This window comes from Caballeronia sp. S22 (assembly GCF_964261745.1).
Taxonomy (GTDB): Bacteria; Pseudomonadota; Gammaproteobacteria; order Burkholderiales; family Burkholderiaceae; genus Caballeronia; species Caballeronia jiangsuensis.
Genome location: NZ_OZ180036.1, coordinates 91,226 through 109,552, shown reverse-complemented (window position 1 = coordinate 109,552; position 18,327 = coordinate 91,226). Strand labels below are relative to the sequence as shown.

Here is an 18,327-nt window from a genome sequence, read left to right as displayed (position 1 = left end):
CGAGCGTCAGCCCGCCGAACGGGCGTTGTGCTCGGAAAGGAACTTGATGAGACCGTCGACGCCGCCCTTTTGCAACTGGCCGGCGAATTGTTGCTGATAGACCTGAATGAGCCAAGCGCCCATCATGTCGATGTCGTAGATTTTCCAGCCCTGCGGCGTCTTCTCCAGACGATAGCGCACGGGATTGTCGCCGCCCGTGGAAATGACGTGCGATTCGACGACCGTGTCTTTCGCGTTGGCATCGATGTTGGGGGCGTCGAACTTGAACTTCACGTCCTGATCGCGCAATTGCGCAAGCGAAGCCGCATAGGTGCGAACCAGCAGCGTCTGGAACTGGTCGTAGAGCTGCTTTTGCTGCTCGGGCGTGGCGCTCGCCCAGGCCTTCCCAACCGCGATGCGCGTGGTGCGCTGGAAGTCGGTGGCGGGCAGGAAGCGCGTCTCGACGAGCTGCGTGATCTTCGCCATGTCGCCGCCGCGCGCCTGCGGGTCGGCCTTCATCGCGTTGACGGTGCCTTCGACGGCATTCTTCACGACGGCATCGGGACTCGTTTGTGCGAGCGCCTCGCCTGCGAAGGACAGCGAGACAAGGAGGAAAGCGAAGCAAATAGACAAATAGCGTTTCATGGCACCCGTTCTCTAATCAGGTTTGGTGGCGCGGGTTGTGCGGCCTTCCGGCATTGCAGGAGCGGCCAGCTTGCTGCGAGGTCAGTATATCGACATCGCCGCGCCGCAACAGTTCAAGCGCGGCGTGTTGCGTGCGCCCGGTATACTTGCGCGGCTCCCCGCATCGTTTCAATGGAAATGATCCGGGTTCCGGCGCTCGGCATTATGCAATTCGCGCGTTCGCACGCACAAAAGATAACAGGCACCAGGTAGCGTCTTCATGCTGACGTCCAACATTACTCGCTTCGTCACCCTCGCCATCCGCCGGCCGGCGTGGATTATCGCCGTTTCGCTCCTGCTCGGCGTGCTCTCCACGATTTATGTCGTCCATCACTTCAGAATCAGCACCGACGTCAGCCAGTTGATCGAGACGGAGCCCGAGTGGGCTGCGCGCAGCAAGGCCATCGACGAGGCGTTTCCGCAGCGCGGCGCGACATTGCTGATCGTCGTTCAGGCGCCCGCCCAGGAATTCGCCGATGCCGCCGCGAACGAACTCGCCGCCGCGCTCGCGAAGGAGCCGGAGCGCTTCAAGTCGGTGTCGCAGCCCGAGGGCGGCACGTTCTTCGAGCACGACGGCCTGCTCTATCTGCCGACGGACAAGGTCGAACAGGTCACGAAGCAGCTCGCGCAGGCGCGCCCGCTCATCAATACGCTCGCGCACGACCCGACGCTCACCGGCCTCGCGCAGACGCTCAACACCACGCTCAATCTGCCGCTCACGCTCGGACAGGTCAGTCTCGGCCAGATGGCGGGTCTGCTCGGCAGAAGCGCGACGGTGCTCGACCGCGTGCTGGCGAATCAGCCCGCGGCATTTTCGTGGCGCGGCCTCGCGGATTCGTCCGACAGCGCCGCGCCGGGGCGCGCGTTCGTCACCGTGTTGCCGGAGCTGAACTTCAATGCGCTGAAGGCGGCGGCGGGCACGTCGGAGGAGATTCGCGCGAAGGCCGCCGAACTCGGCATCGACAAAAAATACGGCGCGACGCTGCATCTGACCGGCGCGCAGCCGCTCGCCGACGAGGAATTCGCGTCCGTGCAGGACGGCGCCGTGCTCAACGGCGTGCTGACCTTCCTCGTCGTGCTGATGATCCTCTGGGTCGCGCTGCGCTCGAAGCGCATGATCCTCGCGGTGTTCATCACGCTCTTCGTCGGGCTCGCGATCACCGCCGCGCTCGGACTCATGATGGTCCACGCGCTCAACATGATCTCGGTCGCGTTCATGGTGCTGTTCGTCGGCCTGGGCGTGGATTTCGGCATCCAGTTCGGCGTGAAGTATCGCGAGGAGCGCTACAAGCACAGGCGGCTCGACGTGTCGCTCGCGGAAACCGCGCGTCATGTCGCCGTGCCGCTCACGCTCGCCGCCGCCGCGACGGCCGCGAGCTTCTTCTCGTTTCTGCCGACCGCGTATCGCGGCGTGTCGGAGCTGGGGCTGATCGCGGGCGTCGGCATGTTCGTCGCCTACGCGACCAACATGACGCTCCTGCCCGCGCTCATCAAGGTGTTCGCGCCGCCGGGCGAAGCGCATTCGCCGGGCTTTCCGGTGCTCGCGCCGCTCGACGAATTCCTCGACAAGCATCGCAAACCGGTGCTGATCGGTACGCTCGTGGTCGTGATCGGCGCGCTGCCGCTGCTCTTCGATCTGCGTTTCGACTTCAACCCGCTGCATCTGAAGGACCCGCACACCGAGTCGATGGCGACGCTCATCGCGCTCAAGGATTCGCCGGAAGGCGCGGTGAACGATGTCGCGGTGCTCGCGCCCTCGCTCGCCGACGCCGACAACACCGCCGCGAAGCTGCGAAAACTGCCGGAAGTCGGCAGCGCGACGACGCTCTCGTCGCTCATTCCCGCCGATCAGCCGAAGAAACTGGAGCTCATCAAGGCCGCCGCCGATCAATTGCTGCCCGCGCTCGATCAGCAGACGGCATCGCCCGTGACGGACGCGGTGCGCGTCGCCGCGCTGAAACGGGTGTCGAGCCAGCTCTCGCTCGCCGCCGAGGAGCATCCCGGTCCGGGCGACAAGGAAGCGAAACATCTGTCGCAGACGCTCGCGAAGCTGGCGCAAGCCGACTCCGCGACCCGCGACCGCGCCGAACACGCGATGGCCGAGCCGCTCCGAATCGCGCTCGCGCAATTGCGCGCGCTGCTCACGCCGACGGAAATCACGCGCGAAACGCTGCCGCCGCAGATGGTCGCGTCGTTCGTGACGCCGCAGGGCCAGGCGCTCGTCGACATCGCGCCGAAGGTTCCGCCAGGCGTCGATCCCAACGACGACGCGCTGCTCGCCCGCTTCGCCGACGCGGTGCAGAAGGCGGCGCCCGACGCCATCGGCGGGCCGATTTCCGTGCGCCATTCGGCGGAGACGATCATCAAGGCGTTCGAGCAGGCGGCGCTCTACTCGCTCATCGCGATCACCGTGCTGCTGTGGATCGCGCTGCGCCGTTTTGGCGACGTTTTGAGAACTTTGGTACCGTTGCTCGTCTCGGCGATCGTCACGCTGGAACTGTGCGTCGTCTTCAGGATGCCGCTCAACTTCGCGAACATCATCGCGCTGCCGCTGATGCTGGGCGTCGGCGTCGCGTTCAAGATCTACTTCGTGATGGCGTGGCGCTCCGGGCAGACGCGCTTGCTACAGTCGAGCCTCACCCATGCCGTTATGTTCAGTGCGGCCACGACGGCGACGGCGTTCGGCAGCCTGTGGTTCTCTCATCATCCGGGCACGTCGAGCATGGGACGGCTGCTGGCGCTGTCGCTCTTTTGCACGCTGATCGGCGCGGTGGTGTTCCAGCCCGTTCTGATGGGCAAGCCGCGCAAGGTGCGCGCGGCGGCGCGGGCGAAGCTCAGGGCGGCGCAACGACATGACAACCTAAGAGGAATTGAAGAATGAAGTGGGGATCGACGGCTTTGACCGCTCGTGCAGTGCGTAAATTGGGGATGAGTCTGGCGATTGCGGGCGTGCTCACGACAGCGGGCTGCGCCACCGGCCCGGACCGCAATCCGAAAGACCCGCTCGAGCCGATGAACCGCAAGATCTTCACGTTCAACGACACGCTCGACACCTACGTCGCCAAGCCGGTCGCGCAGTTCTACGTCGATTACACGCCGAGCCCGTTTCGCACGGCCGTTAGCAATTTCTTCTCGAACCTCGGCGATTTCTCCAACTTCGCGAACAACCTGCTGCAGTTGAAGATCACCGATGCGACGCAGGATCTGATGCGCATCGCGATGAACTCGCTGTTCGGCGTCGGCGGCCTGATCGATGTCGCATCGCCCGCGGGCTTGCCGAAGCATCATCAGGACTTCGGCCTGACGCTCGGGCACTACGGCATGCCGTCGGGGCCGTATCTGGTGCTGCCGCTGCTCGGCCCGAGCTCGTTCCGCGATTCGACGACCTGGCTCGTCGACTGGCGCGTGAACCCCCTGAGTTATTCCGAAGCGGAAATACGCTGGCCGTTGTTTGGAGTGAACTTCGTGAGCGCGCGCGCGGACCTGATCGGCGCGACGGATCTGCTCTCGGCCGCCGCGCTCGACAAATACGCGTTCGTGCGCGATGCCTACACGCAGCGGCGTCAGTACCTGCTGACGGGCGGCGGCGCGAGCACGTTGCCCGACTACGGCGACGAAGGCGCATCGGCGCCCGAAGGCGCGAGCGCGCCGGGCGAGACCGGTGGTGGCAGTACGGAACAAGGCTTGCCGACGTATGTCGATCCGGGCGCGGCGGCGTCGCCTGCGGGTGGTGTCGGCGGGAAATCGCCAGCGCCGGAAGAGAACGCGCCAAAGGGCCAGCCGTCGCCGAGTTCGAGCAAGGCGCAGGGGCTGCCGCAGTATGACGATCCGGCGGCGCAGCCTGCGGGCAAGTGAGCTGGGGGGTGATGGCTGGAAAAGCAAAACGGGCGCGTGGGCGCCCGTTTTGTTTTTAGTGCGCGGCTTCTTCGATGCCGTGAGATTTGGCGCGTCAAAGACTCTGCCCTCGCTCTCACGCCGCCGCGGCTGCCTCGTAGATTCCGCCATCGCGACGCCCAACCGCCAGGACGACAATATCGGGATCGGCTTCGTCGTCGCGAACCAGATAGACGAGCCGATAGCCCACTCCCCGCAGCTTGATTTTGTAGCAATCTGAAAGGGGCGACCGAAGTTCGGAGCCCGGCACACGCGGCGTCTTGAGCCGTTTTCTCAATGCCTGCTTGAAAAGCGCTTTGAGCGAGCCATCCAGTTCGGCCCAGTCCTCTAGTGCCTCGGGAACGAACAGGAGTTCATAAGCCATCAAAGATCGTCGAGGTTGACTTTGACCGCGCGTTTCACCGATTTGAGCCGGGACTGGACCAACGTTGCCAACTGGCGCTCGTCATACAACTCGGCGATCTCCGCCATCAGCTCCGGAGAAACCGTGTAGAAGGCAGGCCGATTGTGATTAAGTACGGCGACCGGTTCACCGCCCGCCTCGTCGACGATCTTCCCCGGGTTCTGCTTGAACTCGGAGATGCTGACGGACAACACGCTATGAATGCGTTCCATGAAAGCACCAAAAATAGGTCTGAATTTCGACCTATTTTACATGGCTAATCGCGTCGGTACGCGATCAATGCGCGGCCTCTTCCGCCACTTCCTCGAACAGATCGTCGCCAGACATATTCGGCGCTTCCACCGCACCCTGATCCCGTCGATACGCCTCGAACAATTCATCGGCGTAGCGAATCTGCGTGCGGCCGTGCGGCGCGGGTTCGCCCTGCTCGTTCAGATTCACGAACACCATCTTCTCGACGGTCAGAATGCTCTTGCGCGTGATCTTGTTGCGGACTTCCGCGCGCAGCGTGATCGACGTGCGGCCGAATTGCGTCGCGGTGATACCCAGTTCGATGATGTCGCCCTGGCGCGCCGAGCTGACGAAGTTGATCTCGGACATGAACTTGGTCACGACGCGCTGGTTGCCCAGTTGCGAAATCGCGTAAATCGCGGCTTCTTCGTCGATCCAGCGCAGAAGACTGCCGCCGAACAAGGCTGTTTTTTCCGGACCTACATTTTCGTCAACATGGCCGCTGACGCCCTTGGGACGGCCGTTCACCGATAATTCCGAATCCCGCGAAATTGACGATTTCGCATTATGAAATAGCAAGACCAGCTTGACTTGGGGATAACTAGCATCGCCATGAAATTTTTTTATCTGATCTCGAAATTGATCGAATGAGTGATTTGTCCGTTGCGATGCACCCTGCCTCAATTTAGTTTTAAGGTCAGAGAGCAAGTCCCTAACGGATGATGATCACCGCGCACAGCGGCGTGGGCATCCCGCAGCGCCGGCCTAGCCTCCTTCCGACGTGCGTCCGCTCATGCCCCTCTCATTCCTTTTGTACGCGAGCGATAGCTTCCTCAAAGCTCGCGGTGAACTCGTTCAGCGTCATCCCGAGTGCGGCACACCACTCTCGAACTTCAATAAAGTCGAGACGGCGCTGCCCGCTCTCACATTTACTGACAAATGGTTGGTCAACATTAAGCCTCGCGGCCAGCTCGCTCTGCAGGATGCCGGCGGATTCCCTTGCATCTCGAAGACTGGCAAGAAAGAGACCGTACTGCTGTGTGTATATAGATTTTTCCACGGTTGGACCAAGCTGGCACGAGGTGAACAGCTTGCAGTCCAAAATCGCATATGCCAAAATCGCATATGCGATCTTCGCATATTGCTTGTTCTATATGAACATCGTCAGTCGGTGCGACGTCGACGATTCTTCGTCTGCCGATCGGCCATGCGCCCCAAAAAGCAACGATTGCAGTTGGCTCCTTGTAGACCCTAAAACATTTTGTCGGCCGATCTGATGCTATTTACTGACAGCAGTTGGGAAGAGCGACATCCCATAAAGAAGAGACTCTTGCAGCCACTTCTTTCGTGGCGGTGCGTTGGATGGTCGGACCTCACGCTGAACTTCTTTGTGGTTGCCTCATCTGGCGATGGGGATTGCGCGAGCCCGGACGGTTGGGTGGTGGACGGTGCCGAGGCGCTGATTGAACTGGTACTGCATCTTGGCGATGTCAGCTTTGCGGTTCACTTGTTGGCTCGCAACGAAGCTGACGCTTCCGTCACGCTCTGTCGAGTAAGCGGTTTGTGGCAGGAGGCTGAGGGCAAAGATAAGGACGTCGTGCACTACTGGTATTCGACCACCGACGGAGAGACAAGACGGTGTTCGCCTGTCGCATCCGGTAGGCGTGTTAAGAGACCACGGTTGGTCAAAGTATTGAGCTTCGAAAACGGGTGAGTACGAGCGAGATTCGAAATCTGCGCCGGGCAGCAGAACGAGCTTATCCGTGAAGGCCGGCCTGTCGCTGGTCGCGAACGTTCGACTTAGTCCAGCACCGACAGGTATTGAAGTAGCAACACAAAGGGATGGATATGCCGCGGTCCGGAAGTAATACGAGCACTGATGTGCGACACGTCATGCGCAATGCCGCCGTTGCGGCGATGCTGTCGGACCCAACAGGCGCTGAAGCAAGTCTTTTCCTGTCCGATGCGGAAGTCGGGCGCCTCTTCAAAGCACACCTCATCCAAGTCATTGGCACCGCTACGTTGTCGAACTTGGACCTAAGCTCGACCCGTGAGGAAGACGAGAAGCGAGGTCGCATCACCGCCCGCCGAGCTTCGGAATTTCCAAGTTTGAGCAGTGTCTCTGCGGCCAACATAGAGCGGTACTCGCTTGTTCTACAAGGAAGGCTGCTACCCGCTGATGACTTTTGCAAAGCTGCGGGTATCACTGAGGCAAAGCTAAGCGAGGACGTTGCGTCGGGCCGAGTGTTCACCGTGGAATTTGAGTCCAACCAGTATTACCCAATTTTTGCCCTGTCGAATCTATTCAATCGCAGGGACTTTGCTAGGGTGGTACGGCGCCTGGGTGACGTGACCGGTTGGAGTAAATGGAAATTCTTCACGACGCCATCAGAATCACTTGGAGGTCTCACGCCGCTAAGACTTCTAGGGCGCGAGCAAGTGGAGCGAGCACTGGCGGCAGCCGATGAGTTCAAAGCCCTGAGTGCGATGTTTTTTAGTATCACGAGAACGACACCGGTCTCTGACTAACCCCTACCGCCATGAATCCAATCGCGAACAAAGGAGTATCAACGCCACGGCCGTCTCGCCAAAAACGACGCATTCTTTCGCTCGAAGAGGCGCGGCTTGCACAGATAGACCGTGCGATTCATCATGCAGTTGTCGCTGCTCTCCTGGTTGACCCTACAGGCTGGAACGCACTTTTAGAACTCTCCGACGAGGAGCTCGGGCGCCGGTTCAAGAATCGACTATGGGAAGTCATTGGCGTATCGACGATACTCAACATAGACCTTCCCTCGATGCATGACGAGGACGAGAATCTACGCAAGCGCATTCGCCGTCAATCGAAACTGCGAACATCTAAAAACGAGGATTTGATACAGAGCGCGTCGGCAAACCCCGAGCGCTACGACCTTGTACGTCAGGGAAAGTTGCTGCGCATGGACGACTACCTAGGAGCTGCAGATGTCACAGAGAAGAAACTGGGCAAATCCCTAGCTTCAGGGAGAGTCTTTAGCGTTGAGCTCGAAGGCGAGGTGTACATCCCTGCATTCTTTCTCTCCCCCATGATTCATCACAACGACTTCGCGAAGGTTGTGCGTAGCTTGGATGATATGTCCGGTTGGAACAGGTGGGAATTTTTCACGACTCCAACAGAGCCTCTTGGTGGCGCCACGCCGCTGCAATTTCTCGCGATAAAAAAGGTCAAGCCCGTGCAAAAAGCCGCTGAAGAATTCACGAAGCGCTGAGCACGGCTCCTTTCTAGGCCATGGAACAGATTCTGGAAATCGTTCTCCGAAACCCGCCGATTCTATATGTACCAGCGCTCGGCGTCGTTCTCGCTTTGATGGTGTTACGCATACAGAAGCGTTATGTGAACCAAGGCTACATCTTCCGGCGCTCAACTACTTCATCGAGCGAGCACCATCCTTCGCTCACCGCAGAGGACAACATGTCTACTGAGAATGAACTTGACTTGGAGATTGCTCTGCGCAAAATCCACGAACTCGCTCTCGCGGACGGAGACCTTGGCCATGAGTATTGGCGTCAGGTTGGGCAACTCCTTCGGCGAGCAGCCGACATGCAATCGCAGATAGATGCGCTCAACAAAGAACTAGAGCTTTGTCACGCGAAGCAACGCAAGCGACACTGAGATGGATACTTTTCATAGTAAAGATGCCTAATTCCGATACACACATCCCGGCCGACCACATCGCCGTGAGCAGGCTTCTTTCGAAGATTTTGCGCCATGAGCCTGAGATGGTTGGCATCCAGCTCGACAGTCAGGGATGGGTATCTATTGGCGAACTCACGCGCGCTATCGAACGCGCTGTGCGTGCTGTGGGAGCGTCAAAGCGGTTGAGGTCGCTGCCAGCCGTGAACAGAGACATCATTCTGGCGGTCGTAGCGACAAGCGATAAAAATCGCTTCTCGCTTTCGCCAGACGGCAAGCGGATACGCGCAGCGCAAGGTCACTCAATAAAGGTGAACTTAGGATACTCCGCAATGGAGCCCCCTGCCGTTCTCTATCACGGCACCACCTGGAGCAACTGGACGAGTATTGTTTTTGAAGGGTTGACGCCTCGAACTAGGCACGCCGTCCATCTGAGCACGGACATCGACACGGCAATGCGGGTTGGTGCTCGCCACGGTACGCCATTAATTCTCGTCGTAGATACCGCGCAGATGTACGCGGATGGGTACACCTTCACCCGCGCGGATAACGGCGTATGGCTTACTGCGGTGGTTTCGCCTAAATATCTGTCTCAATTGAAACACAATGAGCGCGGGCCGAAGTGATGGCAGCGCGTGTTCAGTGAGACCCAAGACATCCTTCACAACCGACTTAGAAATGAACGAGCAATCGCGACTTGAAGTGCTGCTAATGAGTGGGTCCGAGCGTCCCTCCGAAGACCTCAGCCGGAGCTGGCAGATGAGGAAATCCCCTAGCTGCGGCACCATCCGCTCGGGACCGACAACGGGCAAGTGGTGCATTTTCGCGGCTTCGTCCGATGTCGACCAGGCATGGGAGAAAATTAAAGGCGCAGTTGAGAGCGACAAGCTCGTATTTGCGAAGGTGTCGACGGCTCTTCGCAGCCTTGGTCGTGATGGTCATGTCATCTGCGTCTACACGCAAGATTGGACGGACAAGCAAGACCTCTTGCGCGTACGTGAAGTATTGCGCTCACTGGGCTTTGTTGAGGAGCTCGGATACAAGCGTGACGTTGATACACAAAACAGGATTTACGGCCCTGCCGAGTGGTATCTGCGTGCGTAGTCGGCCGCTGCAATAAAATCGGGAGAAGGAATGTGTCGGATTCGGAAGACGAAAAACTGGATAAAGCTGTCGCCTGGTTGCGAGATGCCGACGGATTGCTTATCACCGCGGGTGCTGGAATGGGCGTCGACTCGGGCCTGCCTGACTTCCGTGGGCGGGAAGGATTCTGGCGGGCGTACCCCGCGCTTCGGCATCAACGTCTCTCGTTCGAGGACATGGCAAACCCGACAAGGTTTGCAGAGCATCCAGAACTTGCGTGGGGTTTCTATGGACACCGCCTCGAACTTTACCGAGCGACAGTTCCGCACGAAGGCTTTGAGATTTTGCGCAGATGGTCGGACCGCATGCGCCATGGCGCTTTCGTGTTCACGAGCAATGTCGATGGGCAGTTCCAAAAGGCCGGGTTTCCGGAACAACGCGTTCACGAGTGTCACGGGTCGATTCACACACTTCAATGCCTAGATGTATGTACGACAGACACTTGGTCGGCCACGGAATTTCATCCAGTCGTCAACGAGGAAACGGCGACGCTGGAAAGTCCGATGCCTCGCTGTCCCCGGTGCGGTGCGCTTGCACGGCCAAATATTTTGATGTTCAGGGACTACGGGTGGATTAACGTGTCCTATGAAAAGCAACGGGAGCGCCTGGACGCATGGATTTCAGCGGTCTCGAACTTGGTTGTCGTGGAACTCGGTGCAGGCAAGGCGCTCCCAACGGTGCGACGCTTCAGCGAACGGAACGCGCGTCAGCAACTCATCCGAATAAATCCCCGTGAGCCAAACACAAATCGATTGCATGGAGTCGGATTTGGTGACGGTGCGGCCTCGACCCTTAAGCGACTCGACGCCAGATTGTGAATGGGCGGTAGAAGTGTCCTCCTACAAGCATGGAGAAAGGAATGACGGACCGACGTGTGCCCGATGATTTTCCGAGAGAGCTGGACCCCGGTGCTGTACCTGGGGTTCAACCGAAGCTTCTTGTCCGCGAAGTAGACGGTCGCTATCAAAGTGGTCTCACTGAAGAGCAACTGTGGGTGCGCTATGACGCGTGTGAGGACCTTGCTAGCCAGCTATCCGCGTACGTAACGCGAAAGATTGCCTGCGCGGGTCTGTCGCCAGGCGTGGCGTTGACCCGGGCCGAGAAAGGCATGAGATTGAAGGTCGACACTGGCGAATGGGACTTCTCCCAACGTGAGGTTCTTTGGGTCATGACGCGCACGCGGCAATTGCTGTTTGATGTGGCCGATACGTCTCTGAAGAAAGCGACGCATTGAAAGGGTGAGGTAGTCGCTAGTGCGTAACGCCAGGCTTGACCTGACTCATCAAACCCTTGGTCGGCCGAAACCGCTATTGCGGCTCAGCCGTCACCGCTCCCGCGACCCAGCCAGCGCTTCCTAGTGGGGCTTTGGCGGCATGCGACTCAAGTGCTTCAACCGACGGGCGAGCTAACATCTCTGACCGGATTTTTCTTGGCCTACCCTCCGAGTGAAGCCATGCTCCGCTTCGCATGAGCTGCGGCACGTGCACGGTGTCAGATTGACGGCTCTCGGAGCGCATGCCTTCAATCACCCAACGGACAGTCACGCGAGAGCACCGCCGTCCTCGACATGTATTGAACGGTCGCTCGTCCTAGCAAACCGGTTTTTAACGAAACTGGCCCGATCATGTCACTCCCCTTCCCTATCGCGATCGACACGCACGTTTCTTGAAAATATTCTTGACCGAAAAATTCCAGACACACAAGCCAGTTTCACGAATTCGTTGGACGTCCAACTTGCCATTTCGCTGTTTCGCCTCTTTCATGCCCTCTTCGCGCGCTTATACGAAGAGGTCTGCAGTTGCAGACCTCGGGACGTCGGTCTGACCGGCACCTCCCGAACAATGACGAGTTCCATATTCGAAGAGGCTATTTATGACGTGCAGCTCTGCAATTACGATTGGCGGCTATGAACTGGATGTATGGAGACGCTCCTACACCGTCTGGGAGCGATTTGAGAAAAAGGACCGGGTCATTCGCTCGCGGAAGCGCTCGCTCGATTGGGACCGGTCCAATGGTGAACAGCGATTGATGCTCGAATTTGCATATTCGGTAACCGCGGACGTGCTTCGCAGGCGTCTCGGGCGCGCGGGCTTTACGCGAACAACGCTCGAACAGGAGTTCGAGCGGTACTACGAGGCCGTTTGCCGACAATCAGGAACGCTGTTCTTCAGTACCTATCTCGAGGGTGAAAAGGCACAGGCTCGCGCCGACGCCTTCCGGGCCGCCACGCTGGACGACTGGCTGGAGGCGCTCGCGAAGGTGGTCAAGGCGAACGTCACCCGGGCTCGACGGATTGCACGTGAGGTCGCTCATCCCGAGGACGTTCTTGTCGACATCATCACCGGCTCAGACTCACCCCGTGACGACAACCTGATGCCGAAACACTGCATTCGTGGCTTCCCGTGCAGTTCACTCGACAACATGGCCGTCGCACTGCTGGAGATTGTGGACGGCGACGTACTGTGCGAGCAAGACGTGTCCATGTTCGTCGAGTATCTGGACGATACAACATTCGATGACATGAGGCTTCGTCAGAAGCCGGCCGCTCAGAATGGATTTCACGACGAGGGCGACATCTAGCGACGCGCCGCGAATCGTTACCAACACGGGAGTTGGATTGCAACGTCGAACACAGCTACTCATTGCTGAAGTCTTAAACGAGTAGATCGTGTCTTCCCTGGAATGTGCCTCTCAAGCACGAGAACAAAGGAATCTATATGCAGTGCGTCGTACATACCACCATTGGTGGCTATCCAATCGCGAGTACACTCAACCGATACAACCGGTGGTACTTCAAGCCGGAAGACCGGCTCATCCGTTGCCGGGAACAGGGGCCCGAGACGCTCGAATTCGAGTTTGTGTACTCGATAACGGCCGACACGCTTCGTCGGCGACTTGGCCGAGCGGGATACAACCGTGCTACGTTGGAAAGGGAGTTCTGGAAGTATTACGAAATGGTTTCCAGGTGCTCTGAAGGCGACAACCTGCACTTCACCGGCGAATCCGCTGAGGCATACAGAGAAGCGTTCCTGATGTCCGGTTCACTCGAAGGGTGGCTCTATGCCCTCGAAAGAGCCGTGAAAACTGGTGTAACTCCTGCCCGACGGGCTGCAGAAGGATTCGCGTTAACAGGTGACCCATATGTGGACATCATCACCGGTCCGGACAAGCCGCCCTTCGAAGACCTTGAACCTGAACATGGTCTTCTGGGATTTCCGTGCAGTACCTTCAACAACATGGCGGTGGCGTTGCTTGAGGTTACGGATGGAAACGCGGCGTGCGAACTGGATGTGACGTCGTTTGTGCTGCATCGAGGCGACATCACCTTCGATGACATGCTCGGAAGAAGGGACGAATACTAATCTCAACGTGCGCGATCGACGGTCGCGCACGTTTTCTACATGACACCTGACACCGGCCGGTCTCGGTAACCAGCCTCACGTCCAATGGTCGAAGCGGCAAAGTCGCCATTGGCTTGCCGGCGTCTCTTCGCAGCACAGCGCGAATACCAGAGGAGCGTGGTACCGGTGCGCCGACTCGCGCTCTGCCACCATATCAGTGGCAAAGAACACTTCCAGTCGGTCAGACAGACCAAGCGCGGCCGTTTCATTCGTCTCGACAGCATCGCGGCACCCGATACCGGTTCACGCGAATTGAAGAATCGAAATCAGACTTACTGTGTGAGTTCCACGTTACATGCCCACTCCGTCTTCCTATACTTACGACGTCCCCCAATTGCTGCGGGCGATTTACCACGAAACCGATATGAACATGACCCAAACGAACATCATGGCGCAGAGCCCGAGCGAAATCTACGCCAAGGCGGGCGATGCTATTTTCAAGTACATGGCCGATTGCAAATACGATGAGTCAATGCTGTGGGAGTATTACCTCGGCCTGGCCCTCGCGTATGTATATCAGCCTCATCCTCGATTCTGGCGCGACTTCAATGCCGACATTGTGGTCAATGCCGTCTCTCGGTACCAGTCTCACTATCTCTCGACGCCTGTAGCTTCGGATGAGACAGTCAACAGCATTCGGGAGGTAGCGCATTGGTTGGTCCAGCTGCACGCATTTCACGAGTTCGCCGAAGAGATAATCGCGGAGTTGCCTGTCGCAGAGAGACCAGAGAAACCTGAATCCGCAGCCGAGTGGGTTTGTGCTGCGCTCGAAGGAGAAGGTCTGGAGCCAGAGTTCTTCAAAAGGCTGCAAGATGGCTTCCGCTCCGGCGGGTGGGAACTCACAGCTATCAAACACCTTAATCAGCTCAGAGCGGCAGCCTGCATCGCGCTTCCGAGCCATTCAATGGCCCGTATCTATCGCAAACATGCCATGAGACCGGCGGACTGAGTCGCTAGCAACAAATGAAAAAGCGAGCGCAACCTATGCTGCGCTCGCCAGAGATGCAATACCCCAAATCTGCAGATCGGGCCGAACCCAAACTGCCCCCCATCGTCACGCGACCCGGCAATATCGCTGTTCCCGAGCCTTGTTATCCATAGGAGCAAGCCTTCTAGCCGTATATATCCACGGCGCCATCAGCTGATGCATATTCGTACAGACCGCGCATCAACAGATAGTGCTTGTAAAACTTCCCTTTCCTGTTTAATCGTACTCGGTCATCCCACTCATCGAATTCGGCCACCAGTTTTGCCGATGCAATTGGTCCGAGCATTCCACCATTCCCGCCGCGGAAGATGTCACGAAAAGCGACCCTACTGTCGGCTTCGGGAATTTTTCCATCGCACCCTAAGAGATACGACAGGTCCACAATCCAATCGACAAACTCGGAATGGTCGTCGAATATAAAAAACCTCCGTTTTTCTGCGCATACGTAGCGTGCATCGACATCGAGTCCTTCAGTGAAAAATGGGCTCCAAGGATGGCCATATACGGTAACGAATTCGTTTCCGTTCTCAATAGCGTCGACTTCGTCATCAAAGCTCAGGATTTTCCTCAAGCCCTTATAGGCCAAAATGCTATGTGGCATAGTTTTCCGTATTCATTGTATTGTTGGCGAACGAACGCTAAGTTGCGCCGCGTATCTCACGATTCGCGTAGAACGACAGACTTCCGATGTTTCGTGTCATCTCCAACGCGACTGATGTCCTGCAAATCAGTATAAGAAGATCAGTGGAGCATAATCGGGAGGAGGCGCGCACAAAGCGACATGTAATTCGCCTTCTTACGAAAAAACCCGCTGCTGCGTGAGGAAGCACTTTTTTGTTACGAGACGACGCGTGGCTCCCAGCCGCGAAAGCCGCCTGAATTGAGACGGCTACGACAGCGCTTGTACGCCCATCCCATTGCTATGGAGCTTGAACTTGGCTATGTCCTACTCAACAGTCAGCGAAGGGCGAAGCTTCCGACTATGAGCCGCAGTTCGTTTGGTAGGTCGCAGCGGAGTCATGGAGTGTCCGAGCGTAAATGCGCGTTACTGAACAACAAGGTGACGGCATCGAATGAGACGAGCGACCTGCGTTCCGAGTCTAAGGCACTCGATTCCACGCGTGGCATGCTCGACGCAGTTCAAAACCTCAAGCGCACTCTCACCACATCGACTTCCATCGCGATTCGCAAATCGAAGTTCCTTCTCGAGCCTCCTATTGCGAAGCTCAACAAAAATCCATTCAGATGCTGCCGCCCCATCTCTCGGACGCGCCGCCAACGGCAGAGCCATCAACATTTCCGCATTCGTTTCATCGAAGGCGTAAGTGGCTATAACCTCCTCGACTTCACGCAGCATGTCACTGACAGACTGTTGGCGGGCCTCAGCGGCCGCACGCCAATCGGGCCATTGTCGCGTTACGGCGTCGAGCACGGCTGCAAGGTCGAAGTCTCGCCAGAATCGTGGGAGCGGCTGATATACGTACTCAAACGCGAAACAGAGGTTGCCTAGGTTGACATGGTCGTCATTCATTCCGCAGTCGACCATGAATTTGACTACGGCATTGGCAACTTCCTCACCGGGGATTGTGGTGGCCTGCTGCTTCGGTTTTGCGGTTTGCATGTTGGTACCGTTCATTGCGCTGTTTGGGTAGGTTCAGGGGGACATGCAACAAAATAAACTGGACCACTCACAAAATACCCCCGAAAATAATATAGGTTTTTCACGTCATAACGACGCCTGATAACCCCGAAAAAGAAATTAGTGCCTAACGGCATTTCCAAACCTGTTCCGAGGGACGGCTGAGCGAATTTATATCACCCAATTTCGAGGCAAACAAGTGGAGTTTCATGTCGATTTTCGCGTTAGCGAAAAATCACCTCTCAATAACTGAGAGTTTTTCGTGAAAATATTTTTTGACTCCCCGCGACTCCGCCGGGCCGGCGTCATGGGGTTTCCCTACGCCGCGGGCGGCCAGCGAACGCTGGCGGCGGGCCCGCCGGGGCGTGGACCAGCAGCTTAATGATCCAGAATTTGGCCCCGCAATGGTGGCACGAAAATCAAAATAAACAGCCAATTCAACCTCGTTTTTTATGACCAAAATTTATAATTATTATTTTCTGCGTGCTGAGAGGTCAATCAATACGTGATGTTCATACTTTTCAAGCTCAGCGACACATGCCCTCCAAAACAGCCATTTGTTTAAGCTCATTTTTTAAAATCAGCATGCTGATGCAACAAAAAGCCGACGATCGCCATCCGGTTATCGCTCGTAGAAGTTGGTACCGCAAACTGGGCGGCCACTTCGACCCAGCGAAGGCTGGACCCCTACCGTTTGGAACCGGACGGGCGGATCAATATTCGCCGACCGCTGGCCCGGCCACAAAGGGGCAACAAGGGGAACCGAATTGACGCTGGGTGGGCGCCGGCTTGCAAGCCATGAAAGGCGAGCATCTCCAAGGATGGGTGTATTGGGCAGGGTCGCGTCTCCGCGAGCGCACTGCCATTATTACGATTTCCTTCCATGCCTGACACGATACTCCGCGTCCGAATGAGCAATTCTTCGGAGGCCGGGCAACTCGCGTAAGCGCTCGGACATTGGCTGGCCCAGATCTGGGAGGCATTGGTCCGCGCTCGGGCACCCCTCTTTGCGCCCCACGCAATGGTGCCTAGCACGGGACACGGATTCTCTCGGCAAGGTAGAAACCATATCGTTGAGCCCATCGACAACCCAACACCCCTGATGGAGCAACGCCATGACTATTCACCTCTTCAGCCCGATCAAGCTTGGCCGCCTTTCCCTTGACCACCGTGTCGCGATGGCGCCGCTTACACGCTCGCGCGCCGGGCAGCCGGGGAATGTGCCGACGTCGATGAACGTCGAGTATTACCGGCAGCGCGCAAGTGCCGCCTTGATCATCAGCGAAGCTACGCAGATTTCGCAACAAGGGCAAGGCTACGCCTGGACCCCTGGCATCTACACGGATGAGCAAATCGAAGCATGGCGCGCGGTCAGCGACGCCGTGCATGCAGAGGGCGGCAAGATGTTTCTGCAGTTGTGGCACGTCGGACGCGTGTCCCATCCGGTATTCCAACCGAATGGTGGACTGCCCGTTGCTCCGAGCGCGCTGCCTGTTCCTGGCAAGACGTTCATTCTTGACGACCAGGGTAATGGCGTCTGGGGTGATATTCCGGTGTCGCGAGCGCTGACCCTGGATGGAATCCGCGAAATCGTCGAAGACTATCGTCGCGCCGCCCGCAACGCGATGTTGGCTGGTATGGACGGTGTCGAGATCCATGCAGGCAATGGCTACCTGCTTGACCAGTTCATCAACAGTGCAAGCAATCATCGCGAAGACGCGTACGGCGGCAGCATTGAAAGCCGTGCGCGTCTTCTGCTCGAAGTCGTTGATGCGGTGTGTGACGAAGTCGGCGGGCAGAATGTGTCCGTGCGCCTCACACCGATGGGCCGGTTCATGGGAATGGGTGACGACACGCCGGAGGCTACTTTCGGCTACATCGTTCGCAGCCTCGACAAGAAGAACCTCGCGTATCTGCACCTGGTAGAACCAGCGATGGTAGGTACCGTCAAGGACGAAAACTTCGATCCGCGCTGGGATGCGATCGTCGAACAGCTGCGCGGCGAATACCACGGCGTGCTTATGCTGGCGGGCGGTTACAACGGCGTGACCGCGGAGGCTGCCCTCGCAAGCGGACGCGCAGACATCATCGCCTTCGGCCGGCCGTTTATCGCGAACCCCGACCTGCCCTCACGTCTGCGCCAGGATCTGCCGCTCAACGTACCCGACAGCAGTTCGTTCTTCGGCGGCGGTGAGGCGGGCTACACGGACTATCCGGCGGTTGCGTAACCCCTTGCGTATCCCCACGCGCCGCGACGGACGCAACCGCGTCGTCCGATAACAATGGGAGAAG

21 protein-coding genes are annotated in these 18,327 nt (G+C 57.9%); 15 read left to right on the top strand and 6 right to left on the bottom strand.

What is annotated here, in order from left to right:
* Positions 1–6: 6 nt before the first annotated feature.
* A complete protein-coding gene (locus ACEN42_RS15590; RefSeq protein WP_187605361.1) occupies positions 7–624 on the bottom strand; it encodes a phospholipid-binding protein MlaC in 618 nt (205 codons plus the stop codon).
* 259 nt (positions 625–883) lie between these two features.
* On the opposite strand from ACEN42_RS15590, the gene ACEN42_RS15585 reads away from it, so the two are divergent.
* Entirely contained in the window at positions 884–3,544 is a 2,661-nt protein-coding gene (locus ACEN42_RS15585) for an MMPL family transporter (RefSeq protein ID WP_371881750.1), read from the top strand.
* A 47-nt stretch (positions 3,545–3,591) separates the two neighbouring features.
* Entirely contained in the window at positions 3,592–4,518 is a 927-nt protein-coding gene (locus ACEN42_RS15580) for a VacJ family lipoprotein (RefSeq protein ID WP_238214431.1), read from the top strand.
* Between the two features lie 115 nt (positions 4,519–4,633).
* Here ACEN42_RS15580 and ACEN42_RS15575 read toward each other — a convergent pair whose 3' ends face one another.
* The 4 genes from ACEN42_RS15575 to ACEN42_RS15560 form a co-directional block, all read right to left on the bottom strand.
* A complete protein-coding gene (locus tag ACEN42_RS15575) occupies positions 4,634–4,921 on the bottom strand; it encodes a type II toxin-antitoxin system RelE/ParE family toxin (RefSeq protein WP_371881749.1) in 288 nt (95 codons plus the stop codon).
* Positions 4,921–5,172: a type II toxin-antitoxin system Phd/YefM family antitoxin gene (locus ACEN42_RS15570; protein WP_187605365.1), complete on the bottom strand. Its 252-nt coding sequence runs from the start codon at positions 5,170–5,172 to the stop codon at positions 4,921–4,923. Before ACEN42_RS15570 ends, ACEN42_RS15575 begins: the two co-directional genes overlap by 1 nt.
* A 64-nt stretch (positions 5,173–5,236) precedes the next feature.
* Positions 5,237–5,653, bottom strand: a complete 417-nt coding sequence (locus ACEN42_RS15565; RefSeq protein ID WP_371882287.1) for an acyl-CoA thioesterase — start codon at positions 5,651–5,653, stop codon at positions 5,237–5,239.
* Positions 5,654–5,993: 340 nt separating this feature from the next.
* The gene (locus ACEN42_RS15560; RefSeq protein WP_371881748.1) at positions 5,994–6,308 is read right to left on the bottom strand and encodes a helix-turn-helix domain-containing protein; all 315 of its coding nucleotides are present in this window, start codon (positions 6,306–6,308) and stop codon (positions 5,994–5,996) included.
* A gap of 213 nt (positions 6,309–6,521) precedes the next feature.
* Between ACEN42_RS15560 and ACEN42_RS15555 the strand changes: the two genes are divergently transcribed.
* The 11 genes from ACEN42_RS15555 (at position 6,522) to ACEN42_RS15505 (ending at position 14,357) form a co-directional block, all read left to right on the top strand.
* Entirely contained in the window at positions 6,522–6,905 is a 384-nt protein-coding gene (locus tag ACEN42_RS15555) for a hypothetical protein (protein WP_371881747.1), read from the top strand.
* A 179-nt stretch (positions 6,906–7,084) separates the two neighbouring features.
* A complete protein-coding gene (locus ACEN42_RS15550) occupies positions 7,085–7,720 on the top strand; it encodes a hypothetical protein (RefSeq protein ID WP_371881746.1) in 636 nt (211 codons plus the stop codon).
* Positions 7,721–7,731: 11 nt separating this feature from the next.
* Positions 7,732–8,439 (top strand): hypothetical protein, encoded by a 708-nt coding sequence (locus tag ACEN42_RS15545; RefSeq protein ID WP_371881745.1) that lies wholly within the window; start codon positions 7,732–7,734, stop codon positions 8,437–8,439.
* A 20-nt stretch (positions 8,440–8,459) separates the two neighbouring features.
* Positions 8,460–8,843 carry a hypothetical protein gene (locus ACEN42_RS15540; protein ID WP_371881744.1) on the top strand — a complete coding sequence of 128 codons (384 nt, stop codon included), beginning with the start codon at positions 8,460–8,462 and terminating at the stop codon, positions 8,841–8,843.
* Between the two features lie 23 nt (positions 8,844–8,866).
* Positions 8,867–9,490 (top strand): RNA 2'-phosphotransferase, encoded by a 624-nt coding sequence (locus ACEN42_RS15535; protein ID WP_371881743.1) that lies wholly within the window; start codon positions 8,867–8,869, stop codon positions 9,488–9,490.
* Between the two features lie 52 nt (positions 9,491–9,542).
* The gene (locus tag ACEN42_RS15530; protein ID WP_371881742.1) at positions 9,543–9,968 is read left to right on the top strand and encodes a putative phosphothreonine lyase domain-containg protein; all 426 of its coding nucleotides are present in this window, start codon (positions 9,543–9,545) and stop codon (positions 9,966–9,968) included.
* Positions 9,969–10,000: 32 nt separating this feature from the next.
* Positions 10,001–10,825 (top strand): NAD-dependent deacetylase, encoded by an 825-nt coding sequence (locus tag ACEN42_RS15525; RefSeq protein ID WP_371881741.1) that lies wholly within the window; start codon positions 10,001–10,003, stop codon positions 10,823–10,825.
* Between the two features lie 41 nt (positions 10,826–10,866).
* The gene (locus tag ACEN42_RS15520; RefSeq protein ID WP_371881740.1) at positions 10,867–11,241 is read left to right on the top strand and encodes a hypothetical protein; all 375 of its coding nucleotides are present in this window, start codon (positions 10,867–10,869) and stop codon (positions 11,239–11,241) included.
* Between the two features lie 638 nt (positions 11,242–11,879).
* Positions 11,880–12,587 (top strand): HEPN/Toprim-associated domain-containing protein, encoded by a 708-nt coding sequence (locus tag ACEN42_RS15515; RefSeq protein ID WP_371881739.1) that lies wholly within the window; start codon positions 11,880–11,882, stop codon positions 12,585–12,587.
* Between the two features lie 137 nt (positions 12,588–12,724).
* Positions 12,725–13,369, top strand: a complete 645-nt coding sequence (locus ACEN42_RS15510) for a HEPN/Toprim-associated domain-containing protein (protein WP_371881738.1) — start codon at positions 12,725–12,727, stop codon at positions 13,367–13,369.
* Positions 13,370–13,772: 403 nt separating this feature from the next.
* On the top strand, positions 13,773–14,357 hold the full coding sequence (locus tag ACEN42_RS15505) for a hypothetical protein (RefSeq protein WP_371881737.1): 585 nt from the start codon (positions 13,773–13,775) through the stop codon (positions 14,355–14,357).
* A gap of 163 nt (positions 14,358–14,520) precedes the next feature.
* On the opposite strand, the gene ACEN42_RS15500 is transcribed toward ACEN42_RS15505, so the two are convergent.
* Complete coding sequence (locus ACEN42_RS15500; protein ID WP_371881736.1) at positions 14,521–14,997, bottom strand: hypothetical protein; 477 nt, start codon at positions 14,995–14,997, stop codon at positions 14,521–14,523.
* Positions 14,998–15,420: 423 nt separating this feature from the next.
* Between ACEN42_RS15500 and ACEN42_RS15495 the strand changes: the two genes are divergently transcribed.
* Positions 15,421–15,906 carry a hypothetical protein gene (locus ACEN42_RS15495; protein ID WP_371881735.1) on the top strand — a complete coding sequence of 162 codons (486 nt, stop codon included), beginning with the start codon at positions 15,421–15,423 and terminating at the stop codon, positions 15,904–15,906.
* 1,244 nt (positions 15,907–17,150) lie between these two features.
* The gene (locus ACEN42_RS15490) at positions 17,151–18,263 is read left to right on the top strand and encodes an alkene reductase (protein ID WP_371881734.1); all 1,113 of its coding nucleotides are present in this window, start codon (positions 17,151–17,153) and stop codon (positions 18,261–18,263) included.
* The last annotated feature ends 64 nt before the right edge of the window (positions 18,264–18,327 follow it).